The following is a 14,027-nucleotide window of genomic DNA, read 5'->3' on the forward strand; positions in this document are numbered from 1 at the left end:
GAATACAATAATGAAAAAAATACTCCTGCTGTTAATCACCACGTTTTTATTCAATACATCGCTTCTGGCCAAAGACTATGAAGTGATTCGTTTTGCTGCCGATCCCAACTACGCGCCCTTTGCTTATAAAGACAGTACGGGAACGTTGACCGGCTTTGAAATTGATATCGGTCAAGCTATCTGCGCGCAGTTGAATGTGCGCTGCCAATGGGTTGAAAGCGACTTCGACGCAATGATCCCCAGCCTGAACGCCGGCAAGATTGACGCAATCCTGGCTTCAATGACCATCACTGCCGCGCGGCAAAAGGTTATCGATTTTTCCTCGGAAGTCTTTTCCAGCCCTACCGCCATGGTGTTCCGTCCTGGTACCGAGCTTTCCACAGGCACGGCCGTCGGCTATCTGCAGGGCAGTACCCAGGAAATGTATGCCCTTAAGGTGCTCGCCGGCCAAGGCATCAAGGTGGTGGCTTACGCCGATCAGGAGCAGGTGTATGCCGACTTGCAAACAGGCCGTTTGCAGGCTTCGCTGCAAGATGCGCAGCAAGCGCAAAGCGGGTTCTTGCGTTCGCCCCAGGGCGCCGGGTTCGTACTGGGGCCGATCATCGAGAGCGAGCTGATGCCGTCCAAGAGCGGCATTGGCATCGCCAAGGGCAACCAGGGGCTCAAGGCGCTGCTGGATAAGGCGCTGGCGGCGCTCCACGCCGACGGCACCTACGCCCGCCTGCAGGAGCAGTATTTTCCCGGCGTGAACATGTTCAGCGGCCAATAACCGCCCTCCAGGCCAACGAGGGCAAAACATGCTACCGACCTTCTCCCAATTCGTCGCGACCCTGGGCGCCTTTGCGCCGATGTTACTGCATGGCGTGTGGATCACCCTGCAACTGGCGCTGTTGTCGTTGCTGCTGGGGCTTGTCCTCGGCCTGCTCGGTGCCGGCGCCAAGCTGTCCGGGGTGCGCACGTGGCGTTTGTGCGCGCAGCTCTACACCACGTTGATACGCGGTGTGCCGGACCTGTTGCTGATGCTGTTGATTTTTTACGGGCTGCAAACCGGCTTGAGCCGTCTGACCGCCGGGTTGGGCTGGGCGTACATCGACATTGACCCTTTCAGCGCGGGCGTGCTGACACTGGGGTTTATCTACGGCGCCTATTTCACCGAAACCTTTCGCGGCGCCTTGCTGGCTGTACCGCGCGGCCAGTTCCAGGCGGCCAAGGCCCTTGGTTTGACCTTCCGCCAGAGCTTCGTGCATGTGATCTTCCCGCAAATGATGCGGTTCGCCTTGCCGGGGTTGGGCAATAACTGGATGGTCCTGCTCAAGGCCACAGCGCTGGTGTCGATCATCGGCTTGGCGGACCTGGTGAAAGTCGCCCAGGTGGCGGGCAAAAGCAGCCAGCAACTGCTGGCCTTCCTGCTGCTGGCGGCGGTGGTGTACCTGCTGCTCAGCAGTGCTTCAAACCTGATACTGGGTTGGCTGGAGCGTCGTTACGCCGGCGGCGTGCAGGAGCCGTCACGATGATGGAACTCATCCAGGAGTACTGGCGACCGTTGATTTATTCCGACGGCTACCAGATCACCGGCCTGGCCATGACCTTGTGGCTGACCAGCGCGTCGTTAGGCCTGGGCCTGCTGCTGGCGTTGCCGTTGTCCATCGCCAGGACATCCGCCCGGCGCTGGCTGCGCTGGCCGGTGCAAGGCTATACCTACCTGTTTCGTGGCACGCCGCTGTACATCCAGTTGCTGATTTTCTACACCGGTATCTACAGCCTGGCCGCCGTGCGCGAACAGCCGTTGCTCGATGCGTTTTTCCGCGAAGCCCTCAACTGCACCCTGCTCGCATTCGCGCTGAATACCGCCGCCTACACCACAGAGATTCTGGCGGGCGCCATTCGCGCAATGCCTCGCGGGGAAATCGAGGCCGCGCGGTCCCTGGGTTTTGACGGGTGGAAACTGTACGTGCACCTGATCATGCCTTCGGCCCTGCGCCGATCATTGCCGTACTACAGCAATGAAGTAATTTTCATGCTGCATTCCACCACCCTGGCGTTCACGGCCACGGTGCCGGACATCCTCAAAGTCGCGCGGGATGCCAATGCCGCCACCTTTCTTACCTTCCAATCCTTCGGCCTGGCCGCCGTCCTTTATCTGAGCATTACGTTTGCCCTGGTCGGCCTGTTTCGCCTGGCTGAACGGCGTTGGCTGGGTTTTCTCGAGGCGGGCCGATAGGGGGCGTCATGCACACTCAAAATCACAGGTTGTTGAGCGCTGTACCCGGCACGGCACGGCAGATCCATAGTTTTCATTACGGCCCGGCCGATGCGCCGGGCAAGGTGTATATCCAGGCGTCCCTGCATGCCGATGAACTGCCGGGGATGCTGGTATGCTGGCATCTGAAACAGCGGCTGGCGCATCTGGACGCGGCCGGGGCGCTGCGCTGGGAGGTGGTGCTGGTGCCGGTGGCCAATCCGCTGGGGCTGGAACAGGTGTTGATGGACGTGCCGCAGGGACGCTTCGATAACGACAGTCGAGAGAACTTCAATCGCTTCTTTATCGATGTCAGCCGGCAGGTCGCGGATCAGGTGCAGGACGCGCTGACCGCAGACCCTGCGCATAATCTGCAACTGATCCGTTCGACCCTGCGGCAAACCCTTGTCGACCAGGTGCCGGCGACGCAACTGCAGTCAATGCGCTTGATCCTGCAAACATTGGCGTGTGATGCCGATGTGGTGCTGGACCTGCACTGTGATTTCGAGGCGGTCCAGCATCTGTACCTGGCGCCGCACGCCTGGCCGCAGGTGGAGCCGCTGGCGCGGTACCTCGGCGCGCAAGCCTGCTTTATGAGCGAAGACGCGGGCGGGCACTCGTTCGACGATTGCTACACCCTGTTCTGGGCGCAGATGCAGGCGTGTTTCCCGGGGCGATTGGCCGCGCCGTGATTTGCCGCGACCGTGGAGCTGCGCGGTGTGGCCGATGTGGAGGATGGGCTGGCTCGCCAGGATTGCCAGGCATTGATCAACTACCTGACGCTGCGCGGCGCCATCGATGGCCAGGCGCCACTGCCGCCGCCGTTGTTGAACCCGCCCACACCCTTGGCCGGGGTTGAGCCGGTGGTGAGTCCGGTGGGAGGCTTGATTGTATTTGCCGCTCAGGTCGGCGACTACCTGAAAGCAGGACAGGCGCTGGCGCACATCATCGATCCAGTCACTGATCGCGTAACCCCGGTAGCGTGTGCACGTGAAGGACTGTTGTATGTGCGCTCAGTGCGCCGAATGGCGAGCGCCGGCATGACCATCGCCCATGTGGCGGGGCCTGCGGCGTATCGGCAGGGCTATCTGTTATCGCCGTGATCAGGGCAGGGGGGAGAAGGGTGAGCGCCCATCGGCACTCTGCAGTTCCTGCAGGTAATTGCGGAAAATCTGCCCCAGCACCTGGGTGGCCACTTCCAGTTCATCGCGCTGCATGTGCTCGGCGACTTCGTCGGCGGTGTCCAAGGCGTCTTCGGCGCCGTTGACGGCCGCCATTTTCAGCACGATGTAGGCCTGGACGTTATTGGCCGGCACACCTTCGCCACGGAAGAACATGTTGCCGAGCTGGAATTGCGCCTGTGCATGGCCTTGCAGCGAAGCTTTTTCGAAGTAGCTCAACGCTTTGTTGAGATCGACGGCCGGGTTCTTACTGTCGTGGAAGTATTCGCCCAACTCGTATTGCGCTTGCGCATCCCCTTCGTCAGCCTGTTTCTGGCACGCGCTCAGGGCTTCGGCCTGGGTGTCGGGCTGGGTATTAAGGGTGCAACGACCCATCGCTGGAATTAACAACGAGTTGCCGCCTGCTTGTGCATGCGCCAGCAGCGGCTGAAGGAGCAACAGGCAGCCCAGAACCAGGGTGCGGCCGGTGCGTTTCATGGGAATCGACTTACCTCTGACGGGGCGCGCGGACCCTCGGGGAGTCCAATAAGCGCGCATTATGAAATAAGCAGGCCTCTGCTTACAAAGTCTTTACTCGTTTTTCTGCTGCTTGGGCAAGTTATCTGCCGGATTGCAGGGCAATTCTCGAAAAAACCGGGAAATCTCTGTAGGCAAAGTAGCAAATCTGACGCCGCCACGGGCAGCGTCAGAGGGTTGCCGTCACTTATTTCAGGGCCGCGAAGGCGCGCTCGGCAGCGTCCAGGGTCAGCTTCAGCTCGGCTTCGCCATGGGCGATCGACGTGAAGCCGGCCTCAAAGGCACTCGGCGCCAGGTACACGCCGCCTTCGAGCATCAGGTGGAAGAAACGCTTGAACAGGTCGGCATCGCTGCCCATGACGTCATCGAAGGTGACGATGTCGTCGGCACCGCTGAAGTACAGGCCAAACATGCCGCCGGCCTGGGTGGTGACGAACGGGATACCGGCGGCGTCGGCACGCACTTGCAGGCCGTCCAGCAGGCGGGTGGTGTAGTCGGTCAGTTCGGCATGGAAGCCCGGACGGCTGATCAGACGCAGGGTGGTCAGGCCGGCCGCCATCGCCAGCGGGTTACCGGACAGCGTGCCGGCCTGGTACACCGGGCCCAGCGGGGCGATGTGCTGCATGATCTCGCGCTTGCCGCCGAAGCAGCCCACCGGCATGCCGCCGCCGATGATCTTGCCGAAGGTGCTCAGGTCCGGCGTGACGCCGTAGTGCGCCTGGGCGCCACCGAGGGCCACGCGGAAACCGGTCATCACTTCATCGAAAATCAGCACCACGCCGTGTTTGTCGCACTGCTCGCGCAGACCTTCGAGGAAGCCCGGGGCCGGCGGGACGCAATTCATGTTGCCGGCGACCGGCTCGACAATGATGCAGGCCACCTCCTGACCGACGTCAGCGAGCATCTGCGCGACGGCGTCAATGTCGTTGAATGGCAGGGTCAGGGTGTGTTTGGCGAACGCCGCCGGCACGCCGGCCGAACTCGGTACGCCCTGGGTCAGGGCGCCGGAACCGGCTTTTACCAACAGGCTGTCGGAGTGGCCGTGGTAGCAACCTTCGAACTTGATGATGCTGTCGCGGCCGGTGAAACCACGGGCCAGGCGGATCGCGCTCATGGTGGCTTCGGTGCCGGAGCTGACCATGCGCACCATTTCCATCGACGGCACGATCGAGCAGACCAGGTCGGCCATCTCGGTTTCCATCGCGGTCGGAGCACCGTAGGACAAACCGTGCTGCAGTTGCTGGCGAACGGCGTCGAGCACCTCCGGATGGCTGTGACCGAGGATCATCGGGCCCCAGGAGCCGACGTAGTCGACGTAGCGCTTGTCATCTTCGTCGGTGACATAGGCGCCTTCGGCATGCTTGAAGAACAATGGCGTGCCGCCCACGCTCTTGAACGCACGCACGGGGGAGTTCACACCGCCGGGGATGTGTTTCTGGGCATTGGCAAACAGGGTTTTGGAACGGGACATGATGGAAGTCTCTCTGAAATCAAATCTTAAGAAGGGCGTTGAAAGCACGGGCACGGCGCGTGACTTCCTTGGTGCTGTCGGCGCCGAACAGGCCGTGCACCACGGCGAGCAGGTCGGCCCCGTGGGCCACCAGCGGTTCGGCGTTTTCCAGGGTGACGCCGCCGATCACGCAGATCGGCAGGTGCAGGCGTGTGCGCGCCTCGGCCAGCATGTCAACGGTGGCGGCCGGGGCGCCGGGTTTGGTCGTGGAATTGAAGAAGCGCCCGAAGGCGACGTAACTGGCGCCTTCCTTCGCGGCCTGTTCGGCCAGTTCGATCTGGCTATGGCAGGTGGCGCCGATGATCGCCCTGGAGCCGAGCAGCGCACGGGCCGGGGTCAGTGGGCCGTCGGTCTGCCCCAGGTGCACGCCCACGCCCAGGCGCGCGGCCAGTTCGGCGTCATCGTTGATGATCAATTGGGTCGTGTAGCGCGAGCACAGTTCCCGCAGCTTTTCGGCCTCTCGCAGGCGGCGCGCTTCGTCGCTGCTTTTGTCGCGGTACTGCAACAACGTCACGCCACCGTCCAGCGCCGCTTCGACGTAGGCGAGAAATTTGCCGGCCAACAGTTGGCTGTCGGTGATGGCGTAAAGGCCACGTAGTTTCATCGGGCAGGCCTCTCGGTATTAAGAGCAGAAATCCAGCGGCAGACGGCGAGGCACGAACTGGCCCTGGCCGAGTCGTTCGGCGTCACGCAGGGTGCGCCAGGTGTAGTCGAGCGCCGACTGCACGGCGCTCACCAACCCTTCGCCCTGGGCGATTCGCCCGGCAAGGGTGCTGGCCAGCGTGCACCCCGAGCCGTGATAGCTGCCGGGCAAGCGCTGGCACGTAAAGGTATGGCGGCTGCCGTCGCGGCTGTACAGGCGATTGTGCACTTGCTGCTCATCGCCGTGGCCGCCGGTGATCAGCAGGTGCTTGACGTAGGGCAACAGCTTCTCGGCGCATGCGTCGGCGCTGCCGTCGGGCAGTTCGGCGAGAATGCGCGCTTCAGGCAGGTTGGGCGTGGCGATCAGCGCCAGGGGCAACAGTCGCTCGCGCATCGCATAGCCCACTTCATCCTTGCCCAGGCTGCCGCCGCCGCCGGCACGCAGCACCGGGTCGCATACCACCGGCAGGTGCGGGTGCGCCTGCAGCAGTTCGATCACGGTGTCGACCATGGCGGTAGATCCCAGCATGCCCAGCTTGACCGCAGCGACTTCGGAGTCGCCGAGCACGGCATTGGCCTGGGCCAGCACCCACTCGCGGTCGAGCACACGAAAGTCACTGACATTGACGGTGTTCTGCACGGTCAGCGCGGTGACGGCCGTAGCGGCGTGGCAGCCCTGGGCGAGCAGGGCTTCGATATCGGCCTGCAAGCCGGCGCCACCACTGGGATCATGGCCGGAGAGACAGAGAACAACGGGGCGAGAGCTGTAGATATTCATGGTGCGCGAGCTTACCACCAAACGCTTTTTGCGTGGCCGTCCGGCGATAGCTGAATGTTGCCCTGCGCCAAGACGTTTCGGGCGGCTGACAATTGTCATCAAATGCGCTGAAAGCCACGTCCCAGGGCCGTCCGAAAATACTTCCAATGGTGTCTAATGGCCTTTACCGGCTATGCTAGAGTTCATTCAAACAACTTTCTGTATTGCCGGTGTACGTCTTCTCAAAAGGAATGGAGGAGCTTTTTGCCTTAACCGGCCAGGCCACGCTGGGGCTCTATGCGCTATTTGCTGATTTTATTATTGTGCGGGTTGCCGCTGTTGGCGGGCGCCGTCGAGTTCAATCAGAGCACACGAAGCCTGCCATTGGGCCGGGTCATGCAAGTGCTCGAAGACCCAACCGGCGCCCTCACCATTGCTGACGTCAGCTCGCCTGCCTACGCCGCCCAATTCAGGACCCATGACAAACCCACCCTCAATGCCGGTTATTCGCACTCGGTGTTCTGGCTGAAGGTCAACCTGCATTACACCGCCGTTGACCCGCGCTCCCCGCGTACCTGGTTTCTGGAACTGGCTTACCCGCCGCTCAATCGCCTGGATCTGTACCAGAACGATGGCACCGGCAATTATCGTCTCACCACCCGCACCGGCAGCGCGTTACCGTTTTCCAGCCGCGAGGTGCGCCAGAGCAACTACCTGTTCAAGCTCAACTTCGTGCCTGACCAGCGGCAGACGGTCTACCTGCGCCTGCAAAGCCAGGGCTCGATCCAGGCGCCGTTGACCCTCTGGTCCGGCACCGCCTATCTGGAAGAGCAGCCGCTGCGCTTGTATGTGCTGGGCGCTATCTACGGCGTATTGCTGGGCATGCTGATTTACAACCTGTTCATTTATTTGAGCGTGCGCGACACCAGCTACCTCTATTACATCCTCTACATCGCCTCGTTTGGCCTGTACCAACTGTCGGTCAATGGCGTGGCGGTGGAATACTTCTGGCCGAACAATCCGTGGTGGGCGAATGCGGCGGTGCCGTTTCTGATCGGCGCGGCCGCCTTGTTCGGCAGCCTGTTCGCGCGCAGTTTCCTGCACACCGCGCAGCACAGCCGCTGGCTCGACCGCATCCTGCTGGCGCTGGCGGCCTGTGGTGGGGTGGTCATGGCGCTGGCGCTGCTGACCAGCTACGCGGTCGCCCTGCGCCTGGCCACCGGCCTGGCATTGGTGTTTACCGTGACCATCTTCGTGACCGCGATCAAGGCCTGGTATTGCGGCCAGCGCATGGCGCGTTATTTCATCATTGCCTGGTCGGCGTTTTTACTCGGCGGGGTGATCAATACGCTGATGGTGCTGGGCTACTTGCCCAACGTCTTCCTCACGATGTATGCCAGCCAGATCGGCTCGGCCATCGAAGTGGCGCTGCTGTCCCTGGCCCTGGCCGACCGCATCAACGGCATGCGCGAGCAGCAGGCGCAGATCCTGTTCGACGCCAGCCAGAAGCTCGAAGTGCTCAACCAGCAACTGGCCCGCAGCAATCGGCTCAAGGATGAATTCCTCGCCACCTTGACCCATGAGTTACGCACGCCGATGAACGGCGTTATCGGCTCCCTTGAACTGATGCAGACCGAACCCCTGGGCGACGACCTGGCGCAGTACCAGCAAGCCGCCGCCGGTTCGGCGCGGGACATGATGCGCATGGTCAACGGCATTCTCACCCTGACCGAGTTGCAGGCCGGCCGCCTGGTTGCCCGGCCCCAGGTGTTCGGCCTGCGCGGCGCGCTGGAAACCTTGCGCCAACAGTTCACCCCCAGCGCCCAGGCCAAGGGCCTGGAGTTTTCCATTGACGTCGCCGATGCCGTGCCGGACCGCGTGATCGGCGACGCCGACAAACTGATCCAGTGCCTGGACTGCCTGCTGGACAACGCCTTCAAATTCACCCACCACGGTGCGGTGCGCCTGCGCGTGGTAGGCCTGCCCCAAGCCGATGGCAGCTTGCACCTGAGCTTTATCGTGACCGACACCGGGATCGGCTTCGCCTTCCTTGACGAAGCCACGCTGTACCAGCGCTTCTTCCAGCTCGATGGGTCGATGACCCGCGAATATGGCGGGCTGGGCATTGGCCTGGCGATTTGCCGGCAGTTGATCGAGCTGGTGGGCGGGCGCCTCACCCACCATTCGGAGCCACGCAAGGGCAGTCGCTTCCAACTGGAAGTGGACGTCAAGCCAATGCCGCCGGAGCCCAAGCCGGCCGCGCAATCGCTGCCTGCGCAACGCGCGCCGCAGGATTGCACGGTGCTGCTGGTGGACGACAATAGCGTGGTGCAACTGGCGGTGCGCGGCATGCTGCTCAAACTGGGGTATCGGGTCAAAGCCGTGGATGGGGGGCCGGCAGCACTGACGGCGCTGCAGGAGAGCAGGTTTGATGCGGTGGTGCTGGATGTGCCTGAGGGCGGGTTCTCGTTGTGCTGTCAGATTCGTGCCTTGCCGGGCTGCGGTGAATTACCGGTGATCGGCATGAGCACTGCACTTAATGTCACAGATCGCGAGCGCTGCCATGGCATCGGCATGAGCGAGCACCTGGCCAAGCCGGTACGGTTCGAGGCCTTGCAGGCCGCGCTGGAGCGTCTCGTACTGTGTCCGCAAGAGGGTGAAAGCGCCGTGCATTCGGCGCGTATGCCACTTTTTTAACCTGAGTGACGGTGCTTAACTGAAAATCAGGCCTCGATATCACGTGGCCTTTTTCCAGGAGGCCCGTCATGAATCCGCACCGGTTTGCCGAAACCCACGACGTCACCAACCAGCCACCGTCCCTGGACGGCACCAACCTGTATCGCATCGACCTGCCCCTGCAGGAGTGGGCGCGTCGCTTTGGCGCCGGCTGGGCCGAGTCGCGTATCGATGCCTATGGTGCGTTGGCCGGCGGGCCGTTGATGGAGGCCGGCTTCCTGGCCAATCAGAACAAGCCGGTGTTCAGCAGCCATGACCGTTATGGTCACCGGATTGACCTGGTGGAGTTTCACCCCGCCTACCACGAACTGATGCGCACCGCCGTCGAACATGGGCTGCCGTCGCTGCCGTGGACCGATCCGCAATCCGGCGCCCACGTGGCCCGCGCCGCCATGACCTACTTGCACACCCAGGCCGAAGCCGGCAGCGGCTGCCCGCTGACCATGACCTTCGCCTGCGTCCCGGCCCTGCAGTTGCAGCCAGACCTGGCTGAGCTGTGGCTGCCGAAGATACTCTCGACCCAATACGACCCGCGCAACCTCGGCATTGCCCATAAAGGCGGTGCCACAATCGGCATGGCCATGACCGAAAAACAGGGCGGCACCGATGTGCGCGCCAACACCACCCGCGCCTATCCGGTGGGCGCGGGCGGTCCGGGGCAGGCCTATGAACTGGTCGGCCACAAATGGTTCTGCTCGGCGCCGATGTGTGACGCCTTCCTCACCCTGGCCCAGACCGACAAGGGCCTGACCTGTTTCCTGCTGCCCCGGCATCGCCCGGATGACACACGCAACGAGTTCTACATCCAGCGTTTGAAAAACAAACTCGGCAACTGCTCCAACGCCTCCAGTGAAGTGGAGTTCCGTGGCGCCCTGGCCTGGATGATCGGTGAAGAGGGACGCGGCGTGCCGACCATTATCGAGATGGTCGCCATGACCCGCTTCGATTGCATGGTCGGCTCCAGCGCGCTGATGCGCCAGGCATTGACCCAGGCCAGCCATCACTGCGCCCATCGTTCGGTCGGTGGCCGCGTGCTGAGCGAACAACCACTGATGCAGAACGTGCTCGCTGACCTCGCCCTGGAAAGCGAAGCGGCCCTGGCCTTGAGCCTGCGCATGGGGCGGGCGCTGGATCACCTGGGCAATGAACAGGAGGCCAAATTCGCCCGGCTGGTGACGGCGGTGGGCAAGTATTGGATCTGCAAGCGGGCGCCGGCCATGATCAATGAGGCCGCTGAATGCATGGGCGGCACCGGCTATGTCGAGGACAGCATCCTGCCGCGTCTGTACCGTGAGGCACCGGTGAATTCGACGTGGGAAGGTTCCGGCAACGTGCAATGCCTGGACGTGCTGCGGGCATTGTCCAAGGAACCCGGTGTGCTGGAGGCGTTGTTCGTCGAGCTGGGCGACGGACATGGCGACCGGCAATTGGCGCGACACATAGAGCGGTTGAAGTCAGCGTTTATGGACACCCAGGATATCCAATACCGCGCCCGTCAGCTCACCGAGGATATCGCCCTGGCGTTGCAGGCCAAGCTGCTGCTGGAGGCCGGTAATGCGGCGGTCAGCGATGGGTTTGTGGTCAGTCGGTTGGGAGAGTCGTCGGGCCGGGTCTACGGCGCCCTGCCGCGTGGGGTGGATGTGGAAGCGCTGGTCCATCGATCCACACCCCATCCCGCTGACTAAACACATTCAAGTGTGGGAGGGGGCTTGCCCCCGATAGCGGTGTGTCAGCCACTACATCTGATGGCTGATACTCAGCCATCGGGGGCAAGCCCCCTCCCACATTTTAAAGAGCATTCCAATCCGACTGTTTCAGTGGAGCCTGGATACAGGCAAGATAAAGGCCTGCAAGTCCAGAACACAGGATGCTTACCGTGACCGAAGCTTTTGTTGTCGTTCAAACCGCTGAAGAGGCCGTGGATCGGCTGGCGGCCCTGCATGAGCGTGCGACTGGCGCGCTCAATCAAGCCCTCAAGCAATACCTCAAGGATCGCGTCGAACCCGACGCCGAACAACGCGCGCAGTTTCGCTACCCGGAACTGCGCCTGACCTACCACTGCCATGGCGAAGTCCCACAGACCACCCGGGCCTATGCCAAGGTGCAATTGCCGGGTACCTACAGCGTTACCGTCACCCATCCGGCGGCGTTCCGTAAGTACCTGCTGGAGCAACTGGTGCCGCTGATGCACGACTTCACCGTGACGGTGGAAGTGGGCGTCAGCCAGCAGAACATTCCGTACCCGTACGTGGTGGAGCAGGGCGACGAACTGGCCGGTTCCGGCGTGACCGCCGCGACCCTGGCCCGCGTGTTCCCCAGCACCGACTTGTCCGCCGCCACCGATGGCATCGCCGACGGTCTCTATGACTGGGAAAACACCGACCCGCTGCCCCTGGCCCTGTTCGACGCGGCGCGTGTGGACTTCTCCCTGCGCCGCCTGGTGCACTACACCGGCAGCGACTGGCGCCATGTGCAACCGTGGATTCTGTTGACCAACTACCATCGCTACGTTGACCAGTTCATCCTGCATGGCCTGGAGCAACTGCGCAGCGACCCACGCTTCATCCGCATGGTGCTGCCGGGCAACGTGGTGATCGACAAGAGCATGGACCATGGCGAAGCGTCGGCGATTGCTGCGGGCGTGGTCTGGCACCGCTACCAGATGCCGGCCTATCACCTGCAGGCCACTGATGGCCATGGCGTGACCCTGGTGAATATCGGCGTGGGCCCGTCCAACGCCAAGAACATCACCGACCACCTGGCCGTGCTGCGCCCGCATTGCTGGCTGATGATCGGGCACTGCGGCGGCCTGCGCCAATCCCAGACCATCGGCGACTACGTCCTGGCCCACGCCTATATGCGTCGCGATGGGATTCTCGACCGCGTGGTTCCGCCGAACATCCCGATCCCGGCCCTGGCCGAGGTGCAACTGGCGCTTCAGCAAGCGGCGGCGAACGTCACCGGCGAAAAAGGCGAAGAGCTGAAAAAACGCCTGCGCACCGGCACCGTATTGACCTACGACGACCGTAACTGGGAACTGCGCTGGGCCCAGGAACGACCGCTGATCAACCTGTCCCGCGCCGTGGCGGTGGACATGGAAAGCGGCACCATCGCCGCCCAGGGCTATCGTTTGCGGGTGCCGTACGGCACGTTGTTGTGTGTGTCGGACAAGCCGCTGCACAGCGAGATCAAGTTGCCGGGTTCGGCCAACGCGTTCTACGAGCGCGCCGTCAGCCAGCACTTGAAGATCGGCATCGAAGCCGTCGACCTGCTGCGTACCGAACTCAACTCGCTGCACTCGCGCAAACTGCGCAGCTTCGACGAGCCGCCGTTCCGCTAAGCGGTGGGGATGGTCATTTAGCGGTCAGGCCACTAGCATTGTGGGTCCTGACCGTTAGATGTTCCCTTGCCATGTCCCGTCCCACCCGTCCCGATGCGCGCCGCCCCGGCGTGAAACCCCCGCATGCAGGCCCGCGCCGTGTCGCCAAGGCGCCGCCGGCCGAGCCAAAGCTGATCCTGTTCAACAAGCCTTTCGATGTGCTGACCCAGTTCAGTGACGAAGGCGGGCGCGCGACCCTCAAGGATTTCATCGATATCCCCGGCATCTACCCGGCCGGCCGCCTGGACCGTGACAGCGAAGGCCTGTTGTTGCTGACCAATGATGGCCAGTTGCAAGCGCGCATTGCCGATCCCAAACACAAACTGGCAAAAACCTACTGGGTGCAAGTCGAAGGCGAACCGACCGAAGCACAACTGCAACGCCTGCGCGACGGCGTGGAGCTCAACGACGGCATGACCTTGCCCGCCGAGGCACGGCAGTTGGAAGAGCCCGCGTTATGGCCGCGCAACCCGCCCGTGCGTTTTCGCAAAAGTGTGCCCACGCATTGGTTGGAGTTGGTGATACGTGAAGGGCGCAATCGCCAGGTGCGGCGCATGACTGCGGCGGTGGGCTTGCCGACGTTGCGCCTGGTGCGCGTGCGGATTGGTGACTGGTCTATCGAAGGCCTCGATCAGGGCCAATGGAAGGCCGTGCCGGCACGTTTATAAGGCGCCGGACTCGATCAGCCCGATCACCACGCTCTTGATGATGAACGCGGCCACGCCCAGGCCCAGCACAAAAAACAGAATGAACGAGCCAAAGCGCCCGGCCTTGGATTTCTTCGCCAGGTCCCAGACGATAAAGCCCATGAAAATAATCAGGACAGTGACCAGGCCGGTCATCATCCATTCTTCGAACAGGGCGGGGTCGATGTTGTTCATGGGGCTTCCTACTAAGGCAGGCGGGAAGTATACGGCAGCGTCACAGGCGCAACATTGACCTGAGTCGAAACACAATCCAAATGTAGGAGCGAGCTTGCTCGCGAAAAACGTCAACGATACCGCGTGCTTTCTGAATGAGCGCGGTGCCTGTGAGTTTTTCGCGAGCAAGCTCGCTCCTACAACAAG

At 62.4% G+C, this 14,027-nt stretch carries 12 protein-coding genes and 1 pseudogene; 8 read left to right on the plus strand and 5 right to left on the minus strand.

What is annotated here, in order from left to right:
* The first annotated feature begins 10 nt into the window (after positions 1 to 10).
* The 4 genes and pseudogenes from J1G34_RS03020 to J1G34_RS03035 all read left to right on the plus strand — a co-directional run bounded on the left by J1G34_RS03020 (position 11) and on the right by J1G34_RS03035 (position 3,342).
* Positions 11 to 769, plus strand: a complete 759-nt coding sequence (locus tag J1G34_RS03020) for a transporter substrate-binding domain-containing protein (protein ID WP_065935421.1) — start codon at positions 11 to 13, stop codon at positions 767 to 769.
* A 28-nt stretch (positions 770 to 797) separates the two neighbouring features.
* Positions 798 to 1,514 (plus strand): ABC transporter permease, encoded by a 717-nt coding sequence (locus J1G34_RS03025; protein WP_065935420.1) that lies wholly within the window; start codon positions 798 to 800, stop codon positions 1,512 to 1,514.
* Positions 1,511 to 2,221, plus strand: a complete 711-nt coding sequence (gene hisM, locus J1G34_RS03030; protein WP_222993266.1) for a histidine ABC transporter permease HisM — start codon at positions 1,511 to 1,513, stop codon at positions 2,219 to 2,221. Before J1G34_RS03025 ends, hisM begins: the two co-directional genes overlap by 4 nt.
* Before the next feature lie 8 nt (positions 2,222 to 2,229).
* A pseudogene (locus tag J1G34_RS03035) lies at positions 2,230 to 3,342 on the plus strand (succinylglutamate desuccinylase/aspartoacylase family protein).
* Here J1G34_RS03035 and J1G34_RS03040 read toward each other — a convergent pair.
* From J1G34_RS03040 to J1G34_RS03055, 4 genes are all read right to left on the minus strand, one after another.
* Positions 3,343 to 3,897, minus strand: a complete 555-nt coding sequence (locus J1G34_RS03040; RefSeq protein WP_065886862.1) for a tetratricopeptide repeat protein — start codon at positions 3,895 to 3,897, stop codon at positions 3,343 to 3,345.
* Positions 3,898 to 4,123: 226 nt separating this feature from the next.
* Positions 4,124 to 5,407 carry a glutamate-1-semialdehyde 2,1-aminomutase gene (gene hemL, locus J1G34_RS03045; RefSeq protein WP_222993268.1) on the minus strand — a complete coding sequence of 428 codons (1,284 nt, stop codon included), beginning with the start codon at positions 5,405 to 5,407 and terminating at the stop codon, positions 4,124 to 4,126.
* A 19-nt stretch (positions 5,408 to 5,426) separates the two neighbouring features.
* The gene (thiE, locus tag J1G34_RS03050; RefSeq protein WP_222993270.1) at positions 5,427 to 6,050 is read right to left on the minus strand and encodes a thiamine phosphate synthase; all 624 of its coding nucleotides are present in this window, start codon (positions 6,048 to 6,050) and stop codon (positions 5,427 to 5,429) included.
* An 18-nt stretch (positions 6,051 to 6,068) separates the two neighbouring features.
* A complete protein-coding gene (locus J1G34_RS03055; RefSeq protein WP_065895186.1) occupies positions 6,069 to 6,866 on the minus strand; it encodes a hydroxymethylpyrimidine/phosphomethylpyrimidine kinase in 798 nt (265 codons plus the stop codon).
* A gap of 276 nt (positions 6,867 to 7,142) precedes the next feature.
* On the opposite strand from J1G34_RS03055, the gene J1G34_RS03060 reads away from it, so the two are divergent.
* From J1G34_RS03060 to J1G34_RS03075, 4 genes are all read left to right on the plus strand, one after another.
* Positions 7,143 to 9,542 carry a hybrid sensor histidine kinase/response regulator gene (locus J1G34_RS03060; RefSeq protein WP_065895187.1) on the plus strand — a complete coding sequence of 800 codons (2,400 nt, stop codon included), beginning with the start codon at positions 7,143 to 7,145 and terminating at the stop codon, positions 9,540 to 9,542.
* Between the two features lie 68 nt (positions 9,543 to 9,610).
* Entirely contained in the window at positions 9,611 to 11,266 is a 1,656-nt protein-coding gene (locus J1G34_RS03065; protein WP_222993272.1) for an acyl-CoA dehydrogenase family protein, read from the plus strand.
* Positions 11,267 to 11,448: 182 nt separating this feature from the next.
* Positions 11,449 to 12,921, plus strand: coding sequence for an AMP nucleosidase (gene amn, locus J1G34_RS03070; protein ID WP_162303223.1), 1,473 nt, complete (start codon positions 11,449 to 11,451; stop codon positions 12,919 to 12,921).
* Positions 12,922 to 12,992: 71 nt separating this feature from the next.
* Entirely contained in the window at positions 12,993 to 13,628 is a 636-nt protein-coding gene (locus J1G34_RS03075; protein ID WP_065895787.1) for a pseudouridine synthase, read from the plus strand.
* On the opposite strand, the gene J1G34_RS03080 is transcribed toward J1G34_RS03075, so the two are convergent.
* Positions 13,623 to 13,832, minus strand: a complete 210-nt coding sequence (locus J1G34_RS03080; protein WP_032884769.1) for a DUF2788 domain-containing protein — start codon at positions 13,830 to 13,832, stop codon at positions 13,623 to 13,625. The two genes, J1G34_RS03075 and J1G34_RS03080, sit on opposite strands and share 6 nt — an antisense overlap.
* Positions 13,833 to 14,027: the final 195 nt, after the last annotated feature.

The sequence above is a fragment of the Pseudomonas sp. Wu6 genome (assembly GCF_019891515.1).
Lineage (GTDB): Bacteria > Pseudomonadota > Gammaproteobacteria > Pseudomonadales > Pseudomonadaceae > Aquipseudomonas > Aquipseudomonas orientalis_A.

What these genes read in the sequence shown, in the direction of transcription:
- J1G34_RS03065 (WP_222993272.1), top strand. Translation starts at nt 9,611, where the DNA reads ATGAATCCGCACCGGTTTGCCGAAACCCACGACGTCACCAACCAGCCA.
- amn (WP_162303223.1), top strand. Translation starts at nt 11,449, where the DNA reads ATGCTTACCGTGACCGAAGCTTTTGTTGTCGTTCAAACCGCTGAAGAG.
- hisM (WP_222993266.1), top strand. Translation starts at nt 1,511, where the DNA reads ATGATGGAACTCATCCAGGAGTACTGGCGACCGTTGATTTATTCCGAC.
- J1G34_RS03055 (WP_065895186.1), bottom strand. Translation starts at nt 6,866, where the DNA reads ATGAATATCTACAGCTCTCGCCCCGTTGTTCTCTGTCTCTCCGGCCAT.
- hemL (WP_222993268.1), bottom strand. Translation starts at nt 5,407, where the DNA reads ATGTCCCGTTCCAAAACCCTGTTTGCCAATGCCCAGAAACACATCCCC.
- thiE (WP_222993270.1), bottom strand. Translation starts at nt 6,050, where the DNA reads ATGAAACTACGTGGCCTTTACGCCATCACCGACAGCCAACTGTTGGCC.
- J1G34_RS03020 (WP_065935421.1), top strand. Translation starts at nt 11, where the DNA reads ATGAAAAAAATACTCCTGCTGTTAATCACCACGTTTTTATTCAATACA.
- J1G34_RS03060 (WP_065895187.1), top strand. Translation starts at nt 7,143, where the DNA reads ATGCGCTATTTGCTGATTTTATTATTGTGCGGGTTGCCGCTGTTGGCG.
- J1G34_RS03040 (WP_065886862.1), bottom strand. Translation starts at nt 3,897, where the DNA reads ATGAAACGCACCGGCCGCACCCTGGTTCTGGGCTGCCTGTTGCTCCTT.
- J1G34_RS03075 (WP_065895787.1), top strand. Translation starts at nt 12,993, where the DNA reads ATGTCCCGTCCCACCCGTCCCGATGCGCGCCGCCCCGGCGTGAAACCC.
- J1G34_RS03025 (WP_065935420.1), top strand. Translation starts at nt 798, where the DNA reads ATGCTACCGACCTTCTCCCAATTCGTCGCGACCCTGGGCGCCTTTGCG.